This is a genomic window from Synechococcus sp. N26 (assembly GCF_900473975.1).
Classification (GTDB): domain Bacteria; phylum Cyanobacteriota; class Cyanobacteriia; order PCC-6307; family Cyanobiaceae; genus Parasynechococcus.
Map to the genome: position 1 here is coordinate 1 of NZ_UCNM01000009.1, position 24,269 is coordinate 24,269.

General features: G+C 60.2%; 28 protein-coding genes and 2 tRNA genes. 20 read left to right on the top strand and 10 right to left on the bottom strand.

The annotated features are described in order from the left end of the window. Positions 1-157: 157 nt before the first annotated feature. On the top strand, positions 158-1,615 hold the full coding sequence (locus DXY33_RS06680) for a glycoside hydrolase 100 family protein (RefSeq protein WP_115132383.1): 1,458 nt from the start codon (positions 158-160) through the stop codon (positions 1,613-1,615). Between the two features lie 76 nt (positions 1,616-1,691). On the opposite strand, the gene petD is transcribed toward DXY33_RS06680, so the two are convergent. Both petD and petB read right to left on the bottom strand, forming a co-directional pair. After that, positions 1,692-2,174, bottom strand: a complete 483-nt coding sequence (gene petD / locus DXY33_RS06685) for a cytochrome b6-f complex subunit IV (RefSeq protein ID WP_006851144.1) — start codon at positions 2,172-2,174, stop codon at positions 1,692-1,694. A gap of 39 nt (positions 2,175-2,213) precedes the next feature. Then, positions 2,214-2,870: a cytochrome b6 gene (gene petB / locus DXY33_RS06690; RefSeq protein ID WP_011363493.1), complete on the bottom strand. Its 657-nt coding sequence runs from the start codon at positions 2,868-2,870 to the stop codon at positions 2,214-2,216. A 67-nt stretch (positions 2,871-2,937) separates the two neighbouring features. Between petB and ctpZ the strand changes: the two genes are divergently transcribed. From ctpZ to DXY33_RS06725, 7 genes are all read left to right on the top strand, one after another. After that, complete coding sequence (ctpZ, locus tag DXY33_RS06695) at positions 2,938-4,215, top strand: carboxyl-terminal processing protease CtpZ (protein ID WP_115132278.1); 1,278 nt, start codon at positions 2,938-2,940, stop codon at positions 4,213-4,215. Continuing rightward, positions 4,212-5,477, top strand: coding sequence for an HD domain-containing protein (locus tag DXY33_RS06700; RefSeq protein WP_115132279.1), 1,266 nt, complete (start codon positions 4,212-4,214; stop codon positions 5,475-5,477). The genes ctpZ and DXY33_RS06700 overlap by 4 nt, the downstream gene beginning before the upstream one ends. A 7-nt stretch (positions 5,478-5,484) precedes the next feature. After that, on the top strand, positions 5,485-6,123 hold the full coding sequence (gene minC / locus DXY33_RS06705; protein WP_115132384.1) for a septum site-determining protein MinC: 639 nt from the start codon (positions 5,485-5,487) through the stop codon (positions 6,121-6,123). Between the two features lie 56 nt (positions 6,124-6,179). Continuing rightward, a complete protein-coding gene (minD, locus tag DXY33_RS06710; protein ID WP_006849989.1) occupies positions 6,180-6,992 on the top strand; it encodes a septum site-determining protein MinD in 813 nt (270 codons plus the stop codon). Between the two features lie 4 nt (positions 6,993-6,996). Continuing rightward, on the top strand, positions 6,997-7,305 hold the full coding sequence (gene minE / locus DXY33_RS06715) for a cell division topological specificity factor MinE (RefSeq protein ID WP_006851856.1): 309 nt from the start codon (positions 6,997-6,999) through the stop codon (positions 7,303-7,305). Continuing rightward, entirely contained in the window at positions 7,302-7,556 is a 255-nt protein-coding gene (locus DXY33_RS06720) for a helix-turn-helix transcriptional regulator (protein WP_371634667.1), read from the top strand. The genes minE and DXY33_RS06720 overlap by 4 nt, the downstream gene beginning before the upstream one ends. Next, positions 7,547-7,618 (top strand) — tRNA-Thr (locus DXY33_RS06725). Before DXY33_RS06720 ends, DXY33_RS06725 begins: the two co-directional genes overlap by 10 nt. 9 nt (positions 7,619-7,627) lie before the next feature. Here DXY33_RS06725 and DXY33_RS12295 read toward each other — a convergent pair. From DXY33_RS12295 to DXY33_RS06745, 5 genes are read right to left on the bottom strand one after another with little or no spacing between them, the layout of a single operon-like run. Beyond that, a complete protein-coding gene (locus DXY33_RS12295) occupies positions 7,628-7,801 on the bottom strand; it encodes a hypothetical protein (RefSeq protein ID WP_170950980.1) in 174 nt (57 codons plus the stop codon). After that, a complete protein-coding gene (locus DXY33_RS06730) occupies positions 7,798-8,412 on the bottom strand; it encodes an L-threonylcarbamoyladenylate synthase (protein ID WP_244275911.1) in 615 nt (204 codons plus the stop codon). Before DXY33_RS06730 ends, DXY33_RS12295 begins: the two co-directional genes overlap by 4 nt. Positions 8,413-8,425: 13 nt before the next feature. Continuing rightward, a complete protein-coding gene (gene prmC / locus DXY33_RS06735) occupies positions 8,426-9,313 on the bottom strand; it encodes a peptide chain release factor N(5)-glutamine methyltransferase (protein WP_244275913.1) in 888 nt (295 codons plus the stop codon). Beyond that, a complete protein-coding gene (locus DXY33_RS06740; RefSeq protein ID WP_371634670.1) occupies positions 9,310-10,380 on the bottom strand; it encodes a DNA-processing protein DprA in 1,071 nt (356 codons plus the stop codon). Before DXY33_RS06740 ends, prmC begins: the two co-directional genes overlap by 4 nt. A 55-nt stretch (positions 10,381-10,435) precedes the next feature. Then, positions 10,436-10,840 carry a thioesterase family protein gene (locus tag DXY33_RS06745; protein WP_115132281.1) on the bottom strand — a complete coding sequence of 135 codons (405 nt, stop codon included), beginning with the start codon at positions 10,838-10,840 and terminating at the stop codon, positions 10,436-10,438. An 82-nt stretch (positions 10,841-10,922) separates the two neighbouring features. Between DXY33_RS06745 and DXY33_RS06750 the strand changes: the two genes are divergently transcribed. Further along, the gene (locus DXY33_RS06750) at positions 10,923-11,771 is read left to right on the top strand and encodes a universal stress protein (protein ID WP_115132282.1); all 849 of its coding nucleotides are present in this window, start codon (positions 10,923-10,925) and stop codon (positions 11,769-11,771) included. A 1-nt stretch (position 11,772) separates the two neighbouring features. Here DXY33_RS06750 and psbM read toward each other — a convergent pair whose 3' ends face one another. Both psbM and DXY33_RS06760 read right to left on the bottom strand, forming a co-directional pair. After that, positions 11,773-11,877 carry a photosystem II reaction center protein PsbM gene (gene psbM / locus DXY33_RS06755; RefSeq protein WP_115022976.1) on the bottom strand — a complete coding sequence of 35 codons (105 nt, stop codon included), beginning with the start codon at positions 11,875-11,877 and terminating at the stop codon, positions 11,773-11,775. A gap of 59 nt (positions 11,878-11,936) precedes the next feature. Continuing rightward, a complete protein-coding gene (locus DXY33_RS06760; RefSeq protein ID WP_115132283.1) occupies positions 11,937-12,413 on the bottom strand; it encodes a 2Fe-2S iron-sulfur cluster-binding protein in 477 nt (158 codons plus the stop codon). A 182-nt stretch (positions 12,414-12,595) separates the two neighbouring features. Between DXY33_RS06760 and psbB the strand changes: the two genes are divergently transcribed. The 10 genes from psbB to DXY33_RS06810 all read left to right on the top strand — a co-directional run bounded on the left by psbB (position 12,596) and on the right by DXY33_RS06810 (position 20,733). After that, positions 12,596-14,155: a photosystem II chlorophyll-binding protein CP47 gene (gene psbB / locus DXY33_RS06765; RefSeq protein WP_115132284.1), complete on the top strand. Its 1,560-nt coding sequence runs from the start codon at positions 12,596-12,598 to the stop codon at positions 14,153-14,155. 21 nt (positions 14,156-14,176) lie between these two features. Next, the gene (locus tag DXY33_RS06770) at positions 14,177-14,272 is read left to right on the top strand and encodes a photosystem II reaction center protein T (protein ID WP_011128841.1); all 96 of its coding nucleotides are present in this window, start codon (positions 14,177-14,179) and stop codon (positions 14,270-14,272) included. A 213-nt stretch (positions 14,273-14,485) separates the two neighbouring features. Continuing rightward, on the top strand, positions 14,486-14,968 hold the full coding sequence (nrdR, locus tag DXY33_RS06775) for a transcriptional regulator NrdR (protein ID WP_115132285.1): 483 nt from the start codon (positions 14,486-14,488) through the stop codon (positions 14,966-14,968). Positions 14,969-15,140: 172 nt separating this feature from the next. After that, complete coding sequence (locus DXY33_RS06780; RefSeq protein WP_115010536.1) at positions 15,141-16,232, top strand: 30S ribosomal protein S1; 1,092 nt, start codon at positions 15,141-15,143, stop codon at positions 16,230-16,232. Between the two features lie 5 nt (positions 16,233-16,237). Then, complete coding sequence (locus DXY33_RS06785) at positions 16,238-17,011, top strand: HAD family hydrolase (protein ID WP_115132286.1); 774 nt, start codon at positions 16,238-16,240, stop codon at positions 17,009-17,011. 23 nt (positions 17,012-17,034) lie between these two features. Continuing rightward, positions 17,035-18,270, top strand: coding sequence for a methionine adenosyltransferase (gene metK, locus DXY33_RS06790; protein ID WP_114987395.1), 1,236 nt, complete (start codon positions 17,035-17,037; stop codon positions 18,268-18,270). A gap of 4 nt (positions 18,271-18,274) precedes the next feature. Further along, positions 18,275-19,513: an FGGY-family carbohydrate kinase gene (locus DXY33_RS06795; RefSeq protein ID WP_115132287.1), complete on the top strand. Its 1,239-nt coding sequence runs from the start codon at positions 18,275-18,277 to the stop codon at positions 19,511-19,513. A 180-nt stretch (positions 19,514-19,693) separates the two neighbouring features. Beyond that, positions 19,694-19,969 (top strand): DUF2470 domain-containing protein, encoded by a 276-nt coding sequence (locus tag DXY33_RS06800; protein WP_011363472.1) that lies wholly within the window; start codon positions 19,694-19,696, stop codon positions 19,967-19,969. 118 nt (positions 19,970-20,087) lie between these two features. After that, entirely contained in the window at positions 20,088-20,630 is a 543-nt protein-coding gene (locus tag DXY33_RS06805; protein ID WP_244275915.1) for a ComF family protein, read from the top strand. A 30-nt stretch (positions 20,631-20,660) separates the two neighbouring features. After that, a tRNA-Phe gene (locus DXY33_RS06810) sits at positions 20,661-20,733 on the top strand. A 1,459-nt stretch (positions 20,734-22,192) separates the two neighbouring features. Here the strand turns inward: DXY33_RS06810 and DXY33_RS06815 are convergent. Beyond that, the gene (locus DXY33_RS06815) at positions 22,193-22,456 is read right to left on the bottom strand and encodes a DUF1651 domain-containing protein (RefSeq protein ID WP_371634673.1); all 264 of its coding nucleotides are present in this window, start codon (positions 22,454-22,456) and stop codon (positions 22,193-22,195) included. Between the two features lie 53 nt (positions 22,457-22,509). Here DXY33_RS06815 and DXY33_RS12935 point away from each other — a divergent pair, with 53 nt between their 5' ends. Then, positions 22,510-23,013 (top strand): hypothetical protein, encoded by a 504-nt coding sequence (locus tag DXY33_RS12935; RefSeq protein ID WP_170950979.1) that lies wholly within the window; start codon positions 22,510-22,512, stop codon positions 23,011-23,013. Positions 23,014-24,269 lie beyond the last annotated feature (1,256 nt).

The following is a 24,269-nucleotide window of genomic DNA, read 5'->3' on the forward strand; positions in this document are numbered from 1 at the left end:
TCGGCTTGCGCGCTCGCCTCTCGGCTCCCGCGCAAGACAAAACCATAACACCACATCCCTCGAGGTCGCAATGGGCAAGCCGCATTGAAGATCTGAAGGGTTGCTTCCACTGGCGAAACCCATTGCCAAAACTACGTTTCAGTTGGAGGTCACCGCGATGCCAACGCGTTTCACCGAACAAAGCCAGCGTTTCCGCCCCAACTCAAACGAAGAGCAGGTGCTGCAAAAAGCACGGGAACACTTCGAAGCCACGCTGATTGGCGTCCAGGGGGAACTCGCCGGCAGCGTTGCCGCGATGGAACATCGCCGCGCTGACGACGCCCTCAACTACGGGGAGATCTTCCTGCGGGACAACGTTCCCGTGATGATCTACCTGATGCTGGAGGGCCGCTTCGCCATCGTGAAGCAGTTTTTGAGCGTCAGCCTTCAGCTCCAAAGCACCAACGTTCAAACCCGCGGTGTCTTCCCCACCAGCTTTGTGGAGGAAGAGGGAGAACTGGTTGCCGACTATGGCCAGCGCTCGATCGGTCGCATCACCTCAGTGGATGCAAGCCTCTGGTGGCCGATTCTCTGCTGGATCTACGTCAAACGCAGTGGGGACATCGACTTCGGTCGCAGTCCGGAAGTGCAACGCGGTTTGCAACTGCTGCTCGATCTGGTTCTTCACCCCAGCTTCGAGGGCACACCGGTGCTGTTCGTTCCCGACTGCGCGTTCATGATTGATCGCCCCATGGACGTGTGGGGCGCTCCACTGGAAGTGGAAGTGCTGCTCTTCGCAGCGCTGCGCAGCTGCGTTGGGCTGATGGAAATCTGCCAACGCCACGAGAACAGCGTTCTTCTAGGGGAACGATTACGGCTGAGCCGGCAATGGACCCATGACTTGCGGCAGTTCCTGCTGAAGCACTACTGGGTGACCAGCAAAACGATGCAAGTGCTTCGGCGACGCCCCACGGAGCAGTACGGCGAAAACCAGCACCACAACGAATTCAACGTTCAACCCCAGGTCATCCCCGACTGGTTGCAGGACTGGCTCGAGAACCGTGGCGGTTACATGATCGGCAACATGCGCACCGGACGACCGGATTTCCGCTTCTACTCCTTGGGAAATTCCCTGGCATCGCTGTTCGGGTTGCTGACCGCGCCACAGCAACGGGCCCTGTTCCGACTGGTGCTCCACAACCGTGACCACCTCATGGCTCAGATGCCGATGCGCATCTGTCATCCCCCCATGGAGGGCGTGGAATGGGAGAACAAAACGGGCTCCGACCCCAAGAACTGGCCCTGGAGTTATCACAACGGTGGCCACTGGCCGAGCCTGCTCTGGTTTTTTGGTGCATCCATCCTTCTGCACGAACGGCTGAATCCCCAGGCCGACGTGTTGCTGATGGGGCAAATGAAAACGCTGTTGGACGAGTGCTACTGGAGCCATCTCAACCAACTGCCCCGTCAGCAGTGGGCTGAATATTTCGATGGCCCCACAGGAACCTGGGTTGGACAGCAATCACGCACCTATCAGACCTGGACCATCGTTGGTTTTCTGCTGATGCACCACTTTCTCCACGTCAACCCAGACGACGTGCTGATGCTCAACCTCGACGAATCGATGGGTCACTGACGAACCACCGCAGCCATGGCACAAAAAAACCCCGGCTCTGGGAGCCGGGGTCCATCAGCTGAGCTCGAAGAACGGATCAGAACAGTCCGAGGGTGAGGGACTTGTCGATCGGAAGTGCTGCACCAATACCGAGGTAGATGGTGACAAGGGTTCCTGTCAGGAAGACAGTCATCGCCACGGGACGACGGAAAGGGTTCTGGAACTTGTTGAAGCTCTCGATGAAAGGAACAAGCATCAGCCCCAGGGGAACGAGGGTTTGCAGAGCAATACCCAGAAGCTTGTTGGGAACAACCCGCAGAATCTGGAACACGGGGTAGAGGTACCACTCAGGAAGAATTTCCAGAGGGGTGGCGAAGGGATCAGCCTTGTCAGCGAGCATGGCTGGATCCAGGACTGCCAGACCAACGACACAGGCGATGGTGCCGAGGATCACCACCGGGAAGATGTAGAGGAGATCGTTAGGCCAGGCAGGCTCGCCGTAATAGTTGTGACCCATGCCCTTGGCGAGCTTGGCCCGCATCTTGGGGTCAGAGAGATCAGGCTTCTTGAGAATGTGCATCGTTTAGTCCAGGTGTTGAGGGAACAGTAGGAACGCAGATCACAAGGGACCAGAAATGCCCTGCTTCCGAATCATCAGGAAGTGCATGAGCATGAACACCGCCAGCAGCCAGGGCATCACGAAAGTGTGAAGGCTGTAGAAGCGAGTGAGCGTGGCCTGACCAACGCTTTCGCCACCGCGAAGCAGTTCCACCATGAAATCGCCAACAACAGGGATGGCAGCAGGGACGCCGGAAACGATCTTCACAGCCCAGTAACCAACCTGGTCCCAGGGAAGGGAGTAACCGGTCACACCGAAGGACACGGTGATGACAGCCATGGTCACGCCGGTGACCCAAGTGAGCTCACGGGGACGCTTGAAGCCGCCGGTGAGGTACACGCGGAACACGTGAAGGATGAGCATCAACACCATCATTGATGCGCTCCAGCGGTGCACAGAGCGGATCAGCCAACCGAAGCTGACGTCGGTCATCAGGTATTCGACCGACTTGTAAGCCTCAGCAACGGTGGGCTTGTAATAGAAGGTCATCGCGAACCCAGTCGCGAACTGGATCAGGAAGCACACCAACGTGATGCCCCCCAGGCAATAAAAGATGTTGACGTGGGGGGGCACGTACTTAGAACCAATGTCGTCAGCAATGTCCTGGATTTCCAGACGTTCCTGGAACCAGTCGTAAACCGGTGATGAGTTCGCCATGCACAAGCGGGCTCGAGTTGCGAAAGTCTACTGAGCACGCTTCTGCCACTGAGGCGAACCCACCGCGATGTATCCAACTGTTAACGATCTTTCAGACTGGCTGCGGCGCAAAGGTTTTCAGGCGCTGAGGCAACTGATCGCAGCGTCTCTTTGCTGCTTTTTGGTGCTGGGCAGCGCCTGCACAGCCGTTGCACTTAGCGACACACAACAGCTCGTGGTGGACAGCTGGCGGCTTGTGAACCAGGGCTTTTGGAACCCAGAGCAACTTGATGCGGTGCGTTGGAAGCGTCAACGGCAGAGGGCCATGGAACGCAGCATCGAGAGCAGCAACGATGCCTATGCAGCCATCGAATCGATGCTGGCTCAGCTGGGCGACCCCTACACGCGACTGCTTCGTCCAGAGGACTACACGGCGCTGAAGAACAGCACCAACGGCAGCCTCAGCGGTGTGGGCTTGCAACTCGGGCCGGATGAAGGCGGCAAGGGTGTTGTGGTGATTTCTGCCCTCGAGGGTTCACCGGCCGGCGAGGCGGAAATCACCAGTGGAACGCAGTTGCTGTCTGTTGATGGCCGGGACGTGGTGGATCTGGGTCTGGAGGGAACCGTGGCAGCGCTGCGAGGAGACGTGGGTTCGCAGGTGGTGTTGACGCTGGACAACGGCAGCGGAGAAACAAACGAGCTGACCCTGGAACGCCGCAGCGTGGACCTCAGGCCGGTGCGCACAAGGCGCTTGCGCAGCGGCAGTCACACCCTTGGCTATCTGCGGATCACCCAGTTCAGCGAAGGAGTCCCCGAACAGGTGAAAGAAGCCCTCACAGAACTGCAGAACAAGGAGATCGAAGGATTGGTGCTCGACCTCCGCAACAACTCAGGCGGATTGGTGAGCGCTGGATTAGCGGTTGCCGACGACTTCCTTTCCGGTGGCGCCATCGTTGAAACCCGCAATCGCGAGGGCATCAATGACACCATCCAGGCCAGTCTCCAGACGGTGTACGACGGACCGATGGTCACCCTCGTGAATGGAGGGACGGCCAGTGCGAGTGAAATCCTGGCTGGAGCCCTTCAGGACAACGAACGCGCCACCCTTCTCGGAGGACAGACGTTCGGCAAAGGGCTGATTCAAACGCTGAGCAACCTCAGCGATGGCAGCGGCCTCGCCGTGACCGTTGCTGGCTATGTGACACCGAGTGGACGAGACATCCAAGGGGAAGGCATCGCTCCCGATCGTGGATTGTCAGATCCGGAACCCCTGAACCCCGGCGGTGACGGTGATCGCTGGCTCTCGGAAGCTGAGCAATGGATGGAGGCCCTGCTGGAACAACCCGCTGAAGAGACCGAGGCATGAGCCAGCGGACCTATCACGACCCTCTGCATCGCGGCATTGGTCTTGACCGCCAAGCCCCAGCCGAGGGGATGGTGATGGACCTGGTGGACACGGCGCCGTTCCAGCGCCTGCGACGCATCCGCCAGCTGGGTCCGGCCTACCTCACCTTTCACAGCGCTGAATCCAGTCGATTCACCCACTCGCTGGGGGTCTTCCATCTGGCACGCCGTGCGTTTGAGCGGATGCTGCCGTTGGCACCCGAGTTGGAGACGTATCGGGGGCTGCTCTACGGAGCTGCTTTGCTCCATGACATTGGCCATGGCCCCCTCAGCCACACCGGCGAAGAGATGTTTGGCCTGCACCATGAAGCGTGGTCAGCGCGGGTGATCCGGCATCACCCAGAGATCCATGACTGTCTGGAGAGCCATGCATCCGGCACGGCTGAGGAGGTGGCGAACCTGCTGGAGCATGGACGCAGCCCTCACCCCCTGATCAAACACCTGGTTAGCAGTCAGCTGGATTGCGACCGACTGGATTACCTCCTGCGCGACAGCTACAGCACCGGAACGCGCTACGGGCAACTGGATCTCGACCGCATCCTGGGAGCGCTGACCCTGGCCCCTGACGGGGACATGGCCATTCATCCCAAGGGTCTGATGGCTGTGGAGCACTACCTGGTGGTGAGAAACCTCATGTACAGGAGCGTCTACAACCACCGGTTGAATGTGGTGTGCAACTGGCTGCTGGAAAAACTGATCCTGACAGCACGACAACTGGGGCCTGACCAGGTGTGGGCTGATGAGGTGATGGCCACCTGGCTCTGGCAACCAGACCAGATCCGCTTGGAGGACTTCCTCGCTAACGATGACCAACGCACCGGCTACCACCTCCAGCGTTGGCAAGCCGAAGCGCCAGCAGCCCTGGCTGAACTGAGTGGGCGTTTCCTAGATCGACGCCTGCTCAAAGCAACGGCCGTTGAACATCTTTCCCCGGCGGATCAACTGCAATTGCTCGCAACAGCAAGGCGCCTGGCCGATCGTCATGGCCACGACCCGGAACTCTGCTGCGGATTGCGTCATCAACAGCTGCGCGGGTACCACCCCTATCGAGGCGGCTTGCGCCTCTGGGACGGGCAACAACTCCAAGCCCTGGAGAAAGCCTCTCCCCTTGTCGCAAGTCTGGCGACCCCGGCGGCAACCTCCTGGTTGATTCACCCCCGCGACATCAGCAACGAACTCAGGCAGGAGATGGACGTTGAATGGCCCCGAGCAGCAGCAGCGTGAAGCAGCCATGACCTTGAGGCTTCCCGACCAGCGCCTTGATCACTGGAGGGATCGTTTGCCGGATCTGCTGAGCAGGTGTTCCCAGCCGATTGTTGATCTCGATTGCGGGGACTGGGTCCTGACCTGCAGCGACCTCGCTGATTTGTGCGCCGCCGTGAGCGAGGCAGGCCATCAACTCGGACGCATCACCGGCCAGGCAGCCAAGACCGTTGTGAGTGCTTCAGCCTTGGGACTTGACGCAAGCCGGTCCAACACGCCGTCCAGCCGTGAACTCCAGCCCAATCCTGTGGCGAAAGCCCCTTCCGAGCTGTTGTTTCACCACGGAACCCTGCGCTCCGGTGACCATCTCCAAAGCGAACGCACCATCCTTCTCTATGGCGATGTGAATCCCGGAGCGCGGATCAGTTCAGCCGCTGATGTTTTGGTGTGGGGTCGCCTGCGGGGCGTGGCCCATGCCGGATGTGAGGGGTCAACAACCGCGAAAATCGTTGCCCTGCAGCTGCGGCCACTGCAACTGAGGATTGCTGACGTTGTCGCCCGAGGCCCCGAGGATCTGCCCCAGGCGGGTTTGGCCGAACAGGCCGAGCTCAAGGATGGCGTAATCGCCATTGAACCCGCCGTCATCCAGAGCTTTCAAAAACGCTGACGTCGTTGTCAGGCCGAAAAGCCAGATTATTCTGGCCGCACCAAAGCAGAACCCTGGTGTCGACGACCCGAACCATCCTCATCTGTTCTGGCAAGGGCGGTGTCGGAAAAACAACGACCACGGCCAACCTTGGGATCGCCCTTGCCCGCCAAGGCGCCAAGACCGTGGTTCTAGACGCGGACTTCGGTCTGAGGAACCTCGATCTGCTCCTGGGCCTGGAGAACCGCATCGTCTACACCGCTCAGGAGGTGCTGGCCGAGACCTGCCGGCTGGAGCAAGCCCTGGTGAAGCACAAGCAGGAGCCCAATCTGGCCCTGCTCCCTGCGGGCAACCCTCGGATGCTCGAGTGGCTCAAGCCCAAGGACATGCAGGCCATCGTTGCTCTGCTGGAACGCCAGTTCGATTACGTGTTGATCGACTGCCCGGCAGGCATCGAAGACGGGTTCAAAAATGCCGCGGCCGCAGCTCGAGAAGCAGTGGTGATCACCACCCCGGAAGTGGCCGCCGTGCGGGACGCTGATCGGGTGATCGGGCTTCTAAACACCCAGGGCGTGCAGCCTGTGCAGCTCGTGCTCAACAGGGTGCGGCCGAAGATGATGTCGAACCAGGAAATGCTTTCGGTGGACGATGTCACCGACATCCTGGCGTTACCTCTTCTGGGGCTTGTTTTTGAAGACGAACAGGTGATCGTGAGCACCAACCGCGGTGAACCCTTGACCCTGAGTGATTCCTCGTCCCCAGCGGCCCAGGCCTACGGCAACATCGCTCAACGGCTTCAGGGTGAAGACATTCCTCTGATGGACCCCTCCCAGGCCCGCCGCGGCCTCCGCGCCAGGATGCGCAAGCTGATGCAAACCCGGATTTTCTGAGGCGATGACACTCAAGGAATTCATCGACAAACTCCTGCGCCGTCAGCCCGCCAGTGCAGAAACAGCCAAAGAGCGCCTCCAGTTGGTGCTGGCCCACGACCGCAGCGACCTCAATCCTGAGCTGCTCGAACAAATGCGCCGCGAGATTCTCGAAGTGGTGGCCCGCTACGTGGAGATCGACCTCGCTGAAGGTGATGTGAGTCTCGAGACGGAAGATCGCGTCACCGCCCTGGTGGCCAACCTGCCAATCCGTCGCCCGATCGCCCAACCCGCGAAGGTGGAACCCTCTGAGCAGCAACCTGCTCAAGCTTGAAACCTCGAATCCCGGACTTCCTCACCCCCGCTGAACAGCGAGTAGTGCTGTTGTTGCTTGAAGGCCTCAACAACCGAGCCATCGCCCAGCGGTTGGTGATCAGTCATCGCACCGTTGAGTGCCATATCAGCAGGGCACTCCGGAAAAGCGGATGTCGCAATCGACTCGAGCTGGTGCTTTGGCTGATCAGCGATCAAGACCCCGCCTTGAATCGCCTGGCAGCCGGTACGATGCAGCCCATGCCGGCTTAGCTCAGCGGTAGAGCAGCGCTTTTGTAAAGCGAAGGCCATCGGTTCAAATCCGTTAGCCGGCTTGATCTGGATCAGGGCGACGTACTGCGGTCTGATTCGCCCGCCAGCAGCCAGATGAAGAACACCCCCAACAACCAGGGGAGAAGATTCAGTTGAAGCGTCCAGGTGAAGACCGCTTCGAGGGGTTCCAGAACCCAATGAAGCAAGGCCATCACCAGCAGGCAGAGTCCAAAAAGCGAGATCACTCGAGCACCTCAACCCCTGCTGGAATCACAGCACCCCGGCGCACCAGGCGCCAGCGTCCTTCCTCCACCCAGGCCAACACCGTGCTGGCCTGGCCCGAGGGTTGAGGCCAGGGCTGGGGACCCAGCTGCGCGACATCAGGGAAAACCAGAGCCGCCTCTGCTGAGGTCATGCTGGCGGATTCACCGGAGCGATTGGCACTGGTGGTGGCCAACGGCCCGCTGATCTGAAGCAGCGCGCGGGTCTGCTCACAGGCCGGAATGCGGCAGCCCAGGGTTGTTCCACCTGGGTTGAGATACCGGCCTGCACCACCATCACGGGCAGGCAACACCAGCGTGAGCGCTCCAGGCCAATAGCGCTCAGCCAACGCTTCAACCTCCCGATGGCAGGAACCCTCAACCTCGTGCAGCAAGTCATTGACGGATGCACCCATCAGAATGAGGGGCTTATCGGCTGGTCGGCATTTCAAGCGCCAGAGGGTCTGGGCTTGATCGGGCAGCACCGCCAGGCCAGGCAGCGTGTCGGTGGGAATGATCGCGGCTTCACCGGCACGAAGCCGCAGCGTCAGGTCGGAAGCGGCCAGAACCGGAGCAGGCATGAATCCTTCCTTCATCGCAGGCGTTGCATCAGCTTGATGCGGCAGGTTTGCAAGCAAGCGCAAAGCGAAGGGTCCCCTCAAGATCAGCGGCCGCTCTGACCTCCACCAAGCCGGCATCCCGCAGCAGCTGCGTCACCTGAGCGCTCTGGTCGTGGTGGTGTTCGAGCAGAAGCCAACCTCCGGGCGACAGCCCCGTTAGGGCGCCATCCACCACGCTGCGGATCGCATCCAAGCCATCTGCTCCCCCAAGCAACGCCAAGTGAGGTTCGTGGTCGCGCACCACACCCTCAAGACCGTCGACCACAGCACAAGGGATGTATGGAGGATTGCTGACCACCAAATCCAGGCTTCCCCACCAGCTCTTGAGGGGAGACCACCACGACCCGAGGTGCAGCGAACAGTTGTGATGCGGGGCGCAACGCTCAAGATTGCGTTCTGCCAACTGCAAGGCATCGGAACTGAGGTCGACGCCATGCCCTGGTGCCATGGGCCAGGCACGGGCTAGAGCCACAGCGATGGCTCCTGAACCAGTGCCGAGGTCAGCCCAACGAGCGGGAGGGGTGGCTTTGAACTGGCTCATGGCCAGATCCACCAGCAGTTCCGTTTCCTGACGGGGAATCAATGCGGCAGGCGACGACTCAAGCAGCACATCCCGCCAGGGACAGAGCCCAACCAGGTGCTGGAGGGGAACATTCCCATGAAGGTGACGCTCCCACAGCTCAGAGAGCACCTCTAGGGACTGCTCCAGGGCGACGGTGCGCGTGGGGTCCAGCAACAGCCGTTGCAGGCTGGCCCAACGAAGACCAGCGGCCAGATCAAGCAGCCAATCCAGATCTGCCGCGGTGCCACCTCGGGCGAGTTGTTGGCGCCGCCACTGCAACACATCAGTGCCGGCAACGGTTGTGCAGTCTCTCAATGCCGAGGCTTGCGCCAATGCAATCCAGATTCACACAGCAGTTCGCGCCGACACTCAAGCGCCAAAAGCTGGGGGGCCAGCTCAGCGGGGGAGCACTGCAAACGAAGCACCAGCTGATCAAAGGTCGCCCCTGAGCCAATGGCCTCCATCAACCGTTGATGCTTGCCGCGTGACTCCTCTGACCTCAAGGGGCCCTCGCCAATGGAAGCAAGCAGATCCTCAGGGTGAATCAAGGCAGTCGCACTATCCCGAAGCAGGGCATTGCTGCCCCGACAGGACCAACGGCGGGCATCCCCCGGAACCACCCATATGGGGCACTGCATCCGACTCGCCCAGCGGGCCGAAATCAGTGCTCCGCTGCGTTGCGGACACTCCACCACCACGAGCGCCTGGGCAAAGGCCACCAACCAACGGTTCCGCGCCGCGAAGTGCCCTGGGCGCACACGGCAGCCGGACCGACTCGGACTGATCAACAGCCCTTGCCTGCCGACCTGCTGTTGCAACGATCGGTGGTGGGCTGGATAGACACGGTCCAAGGGTGTCCCCAACACCGCGATGGGTGCACCGTTTCTGGCCAAACAGCCACGATGGGCTGCAGCATCAATCCCTTCCGCAAGACCACTAAGGACGGGCCAACCCGCCTCGGCCAGACCACGGCCCAGTTCTTCAGCCATGGCAAGACCATGGTCCGAGGCGGAACGCGTGCCCACCACTGCGATGGCTGTGCGGGCATGGATGTGCCGAAGCAGCGATCGATCCCCTTCGACGTAGAGCCCGGAAGGGGATGCCTGCACATCATCCAAGCAAGGAGGCCAACCAGGATCACCCGGCAAAAGGGCACAAGCAGGCACGTCAAGCTTCGGAGCAGCCCCGTGCTCGAACCTGTAACGCTCAACGTCGCGCAAACAGTGCGCCGGCCAAGCCAGCGCCTGGCCCAAGCGTTCGATCGGCCACCCCCAGAGCTGATCAGGGCCGATGGCTTGGTCGCGGCAAAGCCTGCGCAGATCAGCCATGCGGGCGTTGCCCAAGCCAAGGCAAAAGGTCCAGAGCCACCACCACCCCCGCACCAGCACTGAGCAAGTACATGTGTACTAGCACGGCAGCGGTGGCTCAGGGTTCGATTCAGAGCGATTGGCGCACCAGCTGATCCATCACCTCCTGCAGCTGCGCCGGCACGCGCCTGAGTACGCGCCCCTCACGCACCATCACCAGATTCACCGACGCCTCCGCAACCACCGCGTCTCCGCAGACAAAGCGTGAGATCCATGGCCAGCGCACCCCCTGCTGACCAGGGCATCGGCTTTCAACACACACTTCGTCGCCGTGCCGGAGCGGCTGGCGGTAATCCAGGTGAAGGGACACCACCGGCATATCGACACCCATCGCGGTCATGGCGGCATAGCCAAGGCCCGCAGCCTCGAGGGCCTCAACCCTGGCTTCCTCAAGCCACTGCACATAGGCCCCATGCCACATCACACCGGCGTAATCGGTGTGCTGCGGGAGCACACGCTTGGTAAGGGTGTACATGATCCGCGTAACGCTGTGACATCAGCTTCTCTCCATGGAGGCAACCACCCATAGGCTTCCGCAGAGGCTGCTTCTTCTCCCTGTGTTCAGGAACCTTCTGATTGCCGACTCGGGCAAGGGTCATGTCGAGGAAATGATCCGAATGCTCCAGGACATTCCCAGCTTGAAGGCCGCAAAAATCAATTTGCTGCATGTGGTCTCGGAACAAAGCAAGGCGCAATCCGACGGCCATCGCGACGAAGCAGAAAACCTCTTGAGCAGCGCAATCACGCGGATGGGACTCAGCCCATCAAGCGTGAGCACCTTGATTCGCGAGGGCGACGCCAAGCAGACCGTGCTCAAGGTTGCCGATGAGGTTCAGGCCGATCTGATCGTGATGGGATCCCGCGGACTGGGACGCCTTCAATCGATCCTGGCCAACAGCACCAGCCAATACGTCTTTCAACTGTCCACGCGGCCGATGCTGCTGGTGCGGGATGACCTCTACGTGAAGCATGTAAACCGCGTGATGGTGACGATCGACGGAACAGGCGTTGGAGACGACGCTCTGCGCACGGCCTGCGAACTGGTGCGTGAAATCCCTGGCGGAACCCTCACGGGTGTTCATGTCGTACGCCAGGAGTCCGCACCCTCCCGGGGAGGCCGCACAAAAGCAGACGAGGTTCTTGATGCCGCTGTTCAGCGGGCCAGGGGTTTCGGCGTCGACATGAAAGCCATCCACACCGAAGGGAAGGACATCGGTCGCAGCGTTTGCCAGGCTGCATCGAAGTGCAACGCCGACCTGGTGGTCATCGCCTCTCAGGATCGACGTCCTCTTGTGGCCAGAGGGCTGGTGGATTTGGACAAGCTTCTGGGCGGATCAGTCAGCGACTACATCCGAGTGCACGCACCAGCCCCTGTGCTGCTGGTGCGTGAGCCTGAACAGAGCTGAATCAGGCCTCTTTGTTCTGCGTGCCGATGTAGAGCACGATCAGGAAGATCGCCGGAACCAGGATGAACAGGAGGCTGGCGACGAATCCGAGATCGTTGGTTTCCATGGCCGTTGGAGGGGTCCAGGCGAAGGTATCACCGACAAGAGGCCTGGGGAGCGTCTGCCCTAGGCCTCGTCACCGGCGGTAGCAGCCTTGGCATCTCGGCCGTCGCCATCGCCCCCATCCTGATCGTCCTCATCCAGCTCAGTGGCCGGAGGCGCTGGCCATGCCGTGGGACCCGCCGGCAGCGGGGCCTGCCTGGCCGCAGCCAATCTCGAATCAGCATTGGCGAGCCTCACCTGAGGCCGGGTGAGAACCATGAGGGACTTCTCCACCAGGGCCTGGCATGCCAGGCGCCACTCCTGGGGCCTGCGGCGCAACTTGCTGTCTTCGACGGCAGTGCGTGCCGTCAGCGCATCGGCGTTGTCTTCGTCCACCACGGAAACGAAGCAGGTGATGCACTGACCACACCCTCCGCAATTGCCCAGCTGCCCCTTCAGGCCGTAGAGCTCGATCCCCTCGCGACGGGCCACCTCACGCAGATTCTCACCGGGGTAACACTCCACATCACGCCCTTCGCGAACAAACCGGATAACGGGCATGAGCTCACAAGCAACCAACCCCCATCATGGGCTGAAGCATTGCGTTTTGTGAACAGCAGGGTCCTGACTTTCATGTCACTGACCGTTGCGGGCAGGTCACTTTTCCCCCGCCCTATGGACTGAAGCCCTTACGATCGCCCATGTCTGACTGCATAAGCAGTCTTGTCCCCCGAACCTGACCCATGGGATTGCCCTGGTATCGGGTGCACACCGTTGTCATTAATGACCCGGGCCGCCTTCTGGCTGTGCACCTCATGCATACAGCCCTCGTAGCCGGCTGGGCCGGCTCCATGGCTCTCTATGAGCTGGCCATTTTCGATCCGTCTGATCCTGTCCTGAACCCGATGTGGCGTCAGGGCATGTTCGTGATGCCTTTCATGTCCCGCCTGGGCGTAACCGGCAGCTGGGGTGGATGGAGCATCACCGGTGAAACGGGTGTTGATCCCGGCTTCTGGAGTTTCGAGGGCGTCGCTGCCGCTCACATCGTTTTCTCCGGCCTAATGATGCTGGCCGCCATCTGGCACTGGACCTACTGGGATCTTGAGATCTGGCAGGATCCCCGCACCGGCGAGCCTGCTCTCGACCTGCCGAAGATCTTCGGCATCCACCTGCTTCTCGCTGGACTCGGCTGCTTCGGCTTCGGAGCTTTCCACCTCACTGGGGTCTTCGGTCCAGGAATGTGGATCTCTGACCCTTATGCACTAACAGGTCATCTCGAGGCGGTTCAACCATCTTGGGGACCCGAAGGTTTCAACCCCTTCAATCCCGGTGGAATCGTTGCCCACCACATTGCTGCTGGCATCGTCGGCATCATTGCCGGCATCTTCCACATCACCACGCGTCCGCCCGAGCGTCTCTACAAAGCGCTCCGGATGGGCAACATCGAAACCGTTCTGGCCAGCGCCATCGCAGCTGTGTTCTTTGCCGCTTTCATCGTGGCTGGAACCATGTGGTACGGCTCTGCTGCGACTCCCGTCGAGCTGTTTGGCCCCACCCGTTACCAGTGGGATCAGAGCTACTTCAAGACTGAGATCAACCGTCGCGTACAAACCGCGATCGACGATGGCGCTACTCAGGAAGAAGCCTTCGAAGCCATCCCTGAGAAGCTCGCCTTCTACGACTACGTCGGTAACAGCCCTGCCAAGGGCGGTCTGTTCCGCGTGGGTCCGATGGTGAACGGTGATGGTCTGGCAACCGCTTGGGTTGGTCACATCGCATTCAGCGACAAAGAAGGTCGCAACCTCGAAGTCCGTCGTCTGCCGAACTTCTTCGAGAACTTCCCTGTCGTTCTGGAAGATGAGCAGGGCATCGTCCGTGCCGACATTCCTTACCGTCGTGCGGAAGCCAAGTTCTCCTTCGAACAACAGGGCGTGACCGCCAAGGTGTTCGGTGGTGCCCTGGACGGCCAGACCTTCACTGACCCTGCCGACGTGAAGCGCCTTGCCCGTAAGGCTCAGCTGGGTGAAGCCTTCGACTTCGACCGTGAGACCTACAACTCTGACGGCACGTTCCGCAGCTCGCCACGCGGCTGGTTCACCTTCGGCCACGCCACCTTCGCGCTGCTGTTCTTCTTCGGCCACATCTGGCACGGTGCCCGCACCCTGTACCGCGACGTGTTCGCTGGTATTGATCCCGACCTCGGAGATCAGGTGGAGTTTGGCCTCTTCGCCAAGCTCGGTGACAAAACCACCCGTCGCCTGCCCGAGGGCTACGTTCCCCCCGCTGGAACTCCCCTCAACTGATCGCCCTCTAGGAACAACACGATGGAAAGCTTCGCTTACGTCCTCATCCTTACCCTCGCGATTGCCACTCTCTTCTTCGCAATCGCCTTCCGCGATCCGCCGAAAATCGGTAAGTGATTTGATCTCCCAAAACCCTGCCTCGGCGGGGTTTTTTTATGCTTTCCATCACCCACCGTCGCAAGCCGGTCTCGCCCGCGCGAGCGGATCACAGCAGTCTCACGTCAGCAACAGCCATCGACGCAATCCTCAAATGAGACTGATGTCCACTAGGCCCTTCTCAAGTCTCAAATCAGTGTCTACAGTTGGTGCAACTAATTGATGCCCTCGGGGATGCAGTGCCCCTCCTGCCAAAACACAGATAGTCGCGTTCTCGAATCAAGGGCAGCGGATGGTGGACGCAGCGTGAGACGACGGCGTGAATGCCTCAACTGTGAATTTCGCTTCACCACCTATGAACGGGTGGAGACCGTTCCGATCACGGTGATCAAACGCAACGGCAACCGGGAAATCTTCAGTCGCAGCAAGTTGCTGCACGGCTTGAATCGAGCTTGCGAGAAAACGGGCTTGGAAACCTCTCGGCTCGAATCCCTCGTGGAAGAACTCGAACTGAAACTCCAGCAACGCACCGGCAAGGAAGTGAGCAGCACCGAGATCGGTGAATTCGTGCTGAAGGATCTCAAACAGATCAGCGAAGTGGCCTACATCCGGTTCGCCTCCGTCTACCGCCAGTTCCGAGGCATCGACGACTTCGTCTCGACCCTGGAAACACTGAACGCCGATCAGGAACAGAACCATCTGGCCACTGTTCGTTGAATCGGTTTGCTGAACCAGTGCGCTGAATCGGTTCGTTGAACCCGTGCAGGGCATCGCTGCGCAAGAAAGCCGTCGGTCGTGTCTGTAAAGTCAGTAGTTCTCCGTGAAACGTCGGCGGGCGTTCCATGCGATTTTTTCGAACTACCCACCTGAGGTAGACCGCCAGCCCCCCATGTCTGCGACTCCGACAGAAGATCAGATCCAGGATCAGGTTCAGGACGCGAACGCCACAGAAGCCTCTGCAGAAACCGCCGCCGCCGAACAGGCGTTTGAGGGTGAGGACCTGAGCATTCCTGAAGACGTCCCCACAGCGGATGATCCAACCAGCCGCGCCGCCAGCCGCAGCCTGGACGACGCAGGATTCACCCTGGATGAGTTCGCGGCTCTCCTCAGCAAGTACGACTACAACTTCAAGCCTGGCGACATCGTCAACGGCACGGTCTTCGCCCTGGAATCGAAGGGCGCCATGATCGATATCGGCGCCAAGACGGCTGCCTTCATGCCTCTGCAAGAGGTGTCGATCAACCGGGTCGAGGGTCTGAGCGACGTGCTCCAGCCCGGTGAGATCCGTGAGTTCTTCATCATGAGTGAGGAGAACGAAGATGGTCAGCTGGCGCTGTCGATCCGTCGGATCGAATACCAGCGGGCATGGGAGCGGGTTCGCCAGCTCCAGAAAGAAGACGCCACCATCTACTCCGAAGTGTTTGCCACCAACCGTGGTGGTGCCTTGGTGCGCGTGGAAGGTCTGCGGGGCTTCATCCCCGGATCCCACATCAGCACCCGCAAGCCGAAGGAAGAACTGGTTGCCGACTTCCTGCCTCTGAAGTTCCTCGAGGTGGACGAAGAGCGCAACCGCCTGGTGCTCAGCCACCGCCGCGCCCTGGTGGAGCGGAAGATGAATCGCCTGGAAGTGGGCGAAGTTGTGGTGGGTACCGTCCGCGGCATCAAGCCCTACGGCGCCTTCATCGACATCGGTGGTGTCAGCGGTCTGCTGCACATTTCCGAGATCAGCCACGAGCACATCGAGACCCCCCACTCGGTGCTGAACGTGAATGATCAGATGAAAGTGATGATCATCGATCTAGATGCCGAGCGCGGCCGGATTTCGTTGTCCACGAAGGCTCTCGAGCCCGAACCCGGCGACATGCTCACCGACCCCCAGAAGGTGTTCGAGAAGGCCGAGGAAATGGCTGCTCGCTACAAGCAGATGCTGATGGAGCAGGCCGAAGAGGGCGAAGATCCGATCAGCTCCATGATGATCTGAGCCTGATGGCCCAACTACTGCTGAAGGGACATCCCATCGGCAATTTCCAAGGGGTGCTGTTCGATAAGGACGGCACCCTTTCCCATAGCGAGCCGCATCTGCTGGCCTTGGCAGACGCACGCATCAACAAAGCCGTCAAGGTTGCTCAGGAACAAGCCCCTGCGCTGCACCCCTCTGAGCTGAGCCACACCCTGCGCAGAGCGTTTGGTGTTGATCGAGGCATGCTCGATCCCGGCGGAACACTGGCGGTTGCCTCCAGGCAGGACAACATCGCCTCGACTGCAACGGTGTTCTGCCTGATGGGCTGCTCATGGCCCCAGGCTCTCTCCCTGGCCCACACCTGCTTCGACGCGGTTGACCAGGAGGGCCTGATCGACTCAACCCCAAGCCCGTTGATCAACGGGGCTGGGCAACTGCTGCAGGACCTGCACCAGCAGGGCATCACCGCAGCTGTGATCAGCAACGACACCCATTCCGGCATTGAAGACTTCCTGGCTCACCATCAGCTCGGCGCAGGCATTGCCGGCATCTGGAGTGCTGACGACCATCCGCGCAAACCCGATCCACAGGCCGTTCTGGAGCTGTGCAACAGGCTTGGCCTGCCACCCCAACGGTGTGCCTTGGTTGGCGATGCGGAGACCGACCTCCAAATGGCCCTCGAAGCCGGTATCGGCGGCGTGATCGGCTTCACCGGTGGCTGGAAGAGTGCTCCGAAACTGCCATCAGCCCAGCATCTGCTCCACAGCTGGGATCACCTCTCCGTAAGCACCAACTCGTAAAGTCGCCCGATCTGGAGCGCCGAATGAGCCGTTACGTCTTTACGTCTGAGTCCGTAACCGAAGGGCATCCCGACAAGATCTGCGACCAGGTGAGCGACGCCGTTCTAGACGCTCTGCTGGCCCAGGATCCCGCCAGCCGTGTGGCTTGCGAGACCGTTGTGAACACCGGCCTCTGCATGATCACCGGTGAGGTGACCTCCAAGGCGCAGGTGGATTTCATCCACCTGGTGCGCAACGTGATCAAGGAGATCGGTTACAGCGGCGCCCGGGCCGGTGGCTTCGATGCCAACAGCTGTGCGGTGCTGGTGGCCCTCGACCAACAGTCCCCCGACATCGCCCAGGGCGTGAACGAGGCCGACGACCACGCCGGTGATCCCCTTGATCTGGTGGGCGCCGGCGACCAGGGAATCATGTTCGGCTACGCCTGCAACGAGACGCCCGAGCTGATGCCGTTGCCGATCAGCCTGGCCCACAGGCTGTCGCGCCGCCTGGCCGAAGTGCGCCACAACGGAACCCTGGGTTACCTGCTTCCCGATGGCAAAACCCAGGTGAGCGTCGTCTACGAAAACGACAAGCCCGTCTCGATCGACACGATCCTGATCTCCACCCAGCACACCGCTGAAGTGGACGGGATCAGTGATGAGCAGGGCATCCGCGAGCGCATCACCGAAGACCTCTGGACCCATGTAGTGGAGCCGGCGACCGCCGATCTGGCCCTCAAGCCCTCCCGCGAGGCCACCAAGTATCTGGTGAACCCCACCGGCAAGTTCGTGGTGGGCGGTCCTCAGGGCGATGCCGGCCTCACCGGCCGCAAGATCATCGTGGACACCTACGGCGGCTATGCCCGCCACGGCGGTGGTGCTTTCTCTGGCAAGGACCCCACGAAAGTGGACCGTTCAGCCGCCTACGCCGCGCGCTACGTGGCCAAATGCCTTGTGGCCGCAGGGCTCGCCGAACGGGCCGAAGTGCAGCTGAGCTACGCCATCGGCGTGGCCAAGCCCGTTTCGATCCTGGTGGAATCCTTCGGCACCAGCGCACTGGCCAACGATGCCCTCACCGCCTTGGTGCAGGAGCACTTCGATCTGCGCCCCGGCGCCATCATCGAGACCTTCGGCCTGCGCAACCTGCCCCAGCAACGTGGTGGCCGCTTCTATCAGGACACTGCGGCGTACGGCCATTTCGGGCGCAACGACCTCAACGCCCCCTGGGAAGACGTGACAGCGAAAAGCCAGGAGCTGAAGCAGGTCGCCGCGGCCTGAAGCCATGACGGATTCACCGCTGGTGCTCGGAATCGACCTGGGCACCAGCGGAATCCGCACAGCCGTTGTTGCCGCTAACGGCGCGGTTCTCGACAGCAGATGCCAGGCCTACGGCGGAGACTTCACCAACCCCCACAGCTGGCGCGAAGGCTGTGGAAATCTGATCAGGGCAATCCCAGCCCAGCTGCGATCCCAGCTGCAAGCACTCGCCGTGGATGGCACCTCCGGCACGCTGCTGGCCTGTGATCACGATGGTTCCCCACTGGGGGAAGCACTGGCCTACTCCCAGAGCTGCCCTGAGCTGCAGTCAGCCCTGCAGCCTTTGGTGGATCCCGGTAGTCCAGCCGCCAGCTGCAGCGGCAGCCTGGCCCGGGCCTTGCGGCTCCTCAACTGCCATGGCGAGGCGATCCTGCTGCGGCATCAGGCCGACTGGATCAGCGGATGGCTGCTGAACGATTGGCGCTGGGGAGAAGAAGGCAACAACCTGCGTCTGGGTTGGGATCTGATCACCAACAGCTGGCCAGCCCGTTTTGCCGAACAGTCCTGGCGGCAGGCACTGCCTGAAATCCGTCCCAGCGGCAGCATTCTCGGGACGATCGCACCGGAGCAGGCGAAGGCCTTGGGCCTGGAGAACGATCTGATCGTCGTTGCCGGCACAACGGATTCCAATGCCGCCGTGCTCGCCGCCGATCCCGGTCCCGGAGATGGGATCACCGTGCTGGGAACCACCCTGGTGATGAAGTGCTTCACCGAGACGCCCCTGCACGCCCCGGGCGTCACCAGCCATCGCGTGGGCGGACGCTGGCTCTGTGGAGGCGCCTCCAATGCAGGGGCCGGTGTGCTGCGGCGTTTTTACAGCGACGAGCAACTCAGCGAACTGAGCCGCCAGATCAACCCAGACACCGACAGCGGACTCCGCCTTCGGCCGCTTCCCGCCCCGGGGGAACGTTTCCCAGTCGATGATCCAGAGCTGCAGCCGGTGCTTGAACCACGGCCGGTGAGCGATGCCATGTATCTGCATGGACTGCTGGAAGGTCTCGCCGAGATCGAAGCGCAGGGTTGGCAGCGCCTGAACGAGCTGGGTGCTGCTGCACCCAGGCGGATCATCAGCATCGGCGGTGGAGCGCGCAATCCCCAATGGCGACGGCTCCGGGAACGCCGCCTCGGCTGCGCCGTAACGAGTTGCCAAACTCCCCCTGCTGCAGGGGTGGCGCGACTGGCCCAACAGGGCCTGGTCGGGTGAGAATTCCGGCATCACGCCCCACCCCCATGCCCACCAAGCTCCGCGATGGTCTGGCCATCGGCCTTTTCGTCGTTCTGGCCGGGTACGTGGGCTTCAGTGGCATTCGCCTCGGCCTTTTGTTGATCGAGCGCTTCGCTTGAGCCGATCACTGCAAAGATTGCACTCACCTGTTTGATCCCAATGCCTGCAGACCCCCTCACTGATGCCGTCAGCACACGGATCTGCAAACACATGAACGACGACCATGCCGAAGCGGTGCTCGCCTACGCCAAGCACTACGGCGGCGTCAGCAATCCCGCTGCAGCGCGCATGGTGTCTGTGAAAGCAGAAACCATGGAACTGGAGGTGGATGGCGCCAGCGTCAGCATTGCCTTCGATCACACCCTCACCGACAGCGAAGACGCTCACCGCACCTTGGTGGCCATGCTGCGGGCGATGCCCAAAGAAGGCGCCTGATCTCGGAGCGATTCAACCCAACAGTGGAACGCTCGTTGCAGCGACAGACCTGCTGTGCATCGCGCACTCCTGGCATTTGCCCAAACCCTTCTGATCGAGCCCCTCTGCCCGATCTGCGATGGACCTTGGGACAGCCCGCTGCCGCAGACGGCTCCCTGCACCACGTGCCTCGATGCCCTTGCCGTGGTGTGCTCTCGGGCCTTACGCAGGCAATTTGCGCCAGCTGCTGCTGAAGCTGCGTCAACCGCACCAATGCAAAGCGCTTGCGGCCTTGGTTCAGCTGCGGTCTGAGCGCTTCACCCTGCCTGCAACAGCAGTGCTGGTGCCGATTCCAAGCTGGAAGCGGCAACGATCCAACCCCCTGCCGCAGCGCATTGCCCTGGGATTGGGCCGGCCGACGGCAGCGCTGCTGCACCGCACCCGTGCCGGGTTGAGCCAACACCATCTGAACAGACGCCAACGCCAAACCAACCTGATCGGGGCGTTCCAGGCCTTCCCCATGGACAAACAAGGAGCCCACAGCTCGGTCTGGCTCGTGGACGACATCCTCACAACCGGGTCCACCGCATCGGCTGCCCGTCAGGCCCTTGAAGCTGCTGGCCACCGCGTGGCTGGATTGATCTGCCTGGGACGAACCCCCGCAAGGGAGCGCAGGCGGTGATTTAAGATTCCTGTGTCGCTTCCGCGGCGCGCCGGGATAGCTCAGTTGGTAGAGCAGGCGACTGAAAATCGCCGTGTCCCCAGTTCAAATCTGGGTCCTGGCATTTCCCGAAAACGCCTAAAAAGGCACGTGAAAGCACCATATCTGGTGTTATTACGTGCCTTTTTAGTGCCTCAAGCACCCGATTGAATTTTGCCGTAACGGTAGGGGAGCACGCCCTTTCGGTCAGACGGGGAAAGGTCCCCAGATTTCCCCTACCCAAGGGCAAAAAAAGACCCCTGGAGTGCCCACACCCCAGAGGTCCCGTCCTCTCGTTCTGACGCACCATCACCTTCCTCCTGGTCTTCTCCGGTGAGGAGTAGGAGAACCGTCAGAAAAGGTGGTGAGGACCGCTCATGGTTCGGTCGTCCGTAAGCAATAAAAAAGGCGGCAGGGAATGCCGCCCAATCGGGGTATGAATGCGTCGAACCGGGAGGTCCATGACCAGCATCGCCGGTGCAAAGGAAGCGTCGAGAGCGCTTTTTACAAACTGCCAAAAAAGTGGGGGTGTTCCCTAAGCACCCCCGCGTTCGACGCATCGCCCCCTTTCACCGAAAAGGAAGCAACCAGAGAATGACGCGAGGGATGGCAACACAACGTCGCTATAACGACTAAACGACCACTTGGGTCACGGGACGCACAAAAAAGGAGGGTTCCCTAGTCCCTCCCAAGAAGACGCATTCACCCCTCCAGAGAGGGTTGATGGAATTTTCACGCCCCTGGAGTGCTGCCGCCATGCGTAGAAGCGCGCATTTAAAAGGGGGGTGCGGGACCCCCCTGAAGGTCGTTGAGACCTGGTTACTGCTTCAGCGGTCTCTGACCTCATTCCTGTTCTAAGGGGGTTCAGAGCACTGGGGCATGAGCGGAACTACCCCTTTCTGCGCCCCATAGACACAAAAAAAGGACCGGTATCCCTATCGGTCCTTCGGGAACTGAAAGTGCCGCTGGGCGGGACGACGCCAAGCGACAACCACCCTCACTGATGAAGGGGGACTGCCGTGGGTACCGTGAGCGTTTTCCAAGAAAAGACCCAGGAGTGTTTGACCTCCTGGGTTCCTCGCTCTCATGCGATGCAACTTGTCTAACACCGCCTAATAAGCATTTGTGCTTACGGGTTGCCGAACCGCTGGGGCGTCCAGTGCTCACACCTGAAGAAGCGCGAGCGCCAAGCAGGAACAATGTGCTGCCACACACGGCAAATGCCGCTGAAACCAGGTTCTCCCTGGAAGTTCTGGCAATTGACGCACCTAGCAGACATGTCAGGAAAGTGACGATCTTTGAACTGTCTAATCCCAGCAAAAGCAAGACGGCAGACGCTGCTTCAAGGTTCTTCAGCAGAAACGCCCCAGTCAGGCGTCTTCAGAGGTTTCCAACCCTGCCTCTAAAGATGCCTACCCATGAAGAAGGGCGGGAGTTACCCGCCCCTTGGCACCTAACCCCGTCCTAATGAAGTGCGGTTCCGTAGGTGTCGTGCTCTTTTTCTAGGAATGCCGCCAAGGGACGACATCCGCAAATAGACCTACTCAGGGTTCGGCAGTTGCACCCCACAGCGGTCTCGTCTTCTTCCACCCCTGCGTCTGGAGAGACCTCCACAACTGCTCTGCAGCGTCTTTCCTCAGATATCGGCGCTCCTTGAGCAGCGGTGGACCTTCGGGCATCTGACGCCCTCGGTCGATAAAGACCTTGGGATCCCTTACCCAGGCGGAGTTGTCCTGGTGAAACCGCCAGACCCAATGGTCGTTGGCATCGATCAACCATCCCTCTTGCATCACGCCACCTCCGGGCACCAACCCATTTCCGCTTCCCTACGGACCATCCAGTTGCGACACCTCTTCGTCAGGTGCTCGCCGTGTGGCACCTGACGACGCTGAAGACCACAGGTCAGCAACGTGTGGCAGTGCTGGTCGCAGACATAGGAGAAGTGCTGGCAGGTCATGCAGACGCACGAGGACCTGGTCTGCTTCAAACCATCCACAAAATCCCATTCCTCTTCCGACATCGAACCCTCCTCATGAGTAGTTCATATGTTCTACTCCAGGTTTGCGGGGATTGGTCAAGGGGGGGAAATCGGAAGATTCAGTCGCTCCAGAGGAGATGGATACGGAACCATCGCGTCAGCAATGGGGATGACGACATCGATGGTTCGTCGGATCATTCGACAACAGGGAGAGGTGCCGTGCTGAAGATCCTTTTGGGTGTTGGTCTGGGGTTCCTCCTCTTCACCAACCAAGACGCGAGGCAGATCACTGCTGACCTACTCAGGGCAACTGGTGATGCCATTGCTCCTGCAGATGAGGACAGGACGCTCGAAGACCGAATCAACGAGGTGCTGGTAGGTGACTAGTCGCCCCACTCCTCAACGACTTTTTTTTGCCTTAGGCGGCAGTTCGTACAAGTCACCTCATCAAGGGCAAACGATGAAGGCAACTGCAATGCCCTACCGCAGATAACGCATTGGGTACTGCTGACGGGATGGGCGTGATCACCTTCTCTCCAGTGCCCATCCCTCATTGACCAAAAGATGCGGTGCCCAGTCTTCGCATGACGACCGGAAGGATCTGTGCCTCAGAGCACCATCGGAGCAAATCTTGGCGTTAAGACTTTCTGTGGAAAAAGGTGTGGATAAGTGTAAAGAACATTGTAGCGGGGGTTACAACTTACGTACTGAGCATCCCAAGAGAACAGCGAATGAGGGCATTACTCCTTCTGCTTCTGTCAGCGATGCCTGCGAGTGCAGAACCACTGCCCTTGGTCTGCGAAGTAACCAGCGAAGAGGTCCCCACCATTTCCATTCGATTGGAAGAGCGAACACCTACGGCACTTCGAGGAGTTCTGATCCAGGACGCCGCCAATTCAGGCACTGCTCTGCTGTTTGAGAACGACCTTGTATGGAACCCGCACAAGCGAGACCCCAAACCCCAGGACGTCAATCGAGTGATTTTTGTTGGGTTGGACAATGCGCTCCTTTTTTGTCGAACAGAGGAGTTCGCTCCAAATCGAGAACTCCTGAAAGCAGCAGCGGGGTTCTGGACCATCTCTGCGCAATGCCTTGGTGGTCGGGTTGTGCGCGGTTAAAACCACTCCCAACCAGTTCGGTATCGCAAGGACACTCAATTCAGCATTTCTTCCGTGAATCTTCGGGGAGCATTGGCACAACAGGGATCTCACGTCCTTAGGGTGCGCACATACTTGCCATACCCCTCATGTGCCCGCCTGACCTTTCCAGTCTCAAGTAGGGCGATGACGGTGATTTGTCCCCTCACGACACCCTGAACCTGGTGGAGAGATTGACCAGAGCAGAACAGGAGTCAAAAGGGGAAGACAGAACGACTCTGAACTCCAGTCCCCTGCCGCTGGATTCAGACTCTGCGGATATTCCCTGACACCCGAGGGACCAATGGAGGCAGCGCAAACCGAAGAAACCATCCGCTCTCTCCTAACCGACTTGAAGGAGGACAAGGTGGAGTCACTCCTGGTTCAGTGCGCTGACTGGGGGATCAACATACGGATGTTCCTGAACGGAGACGTCGTCGAACTGGATTTAATGAAGAACTACGAGGGGTATGAGGTGACCTTTGTTGACGACAGGGACAAACAACC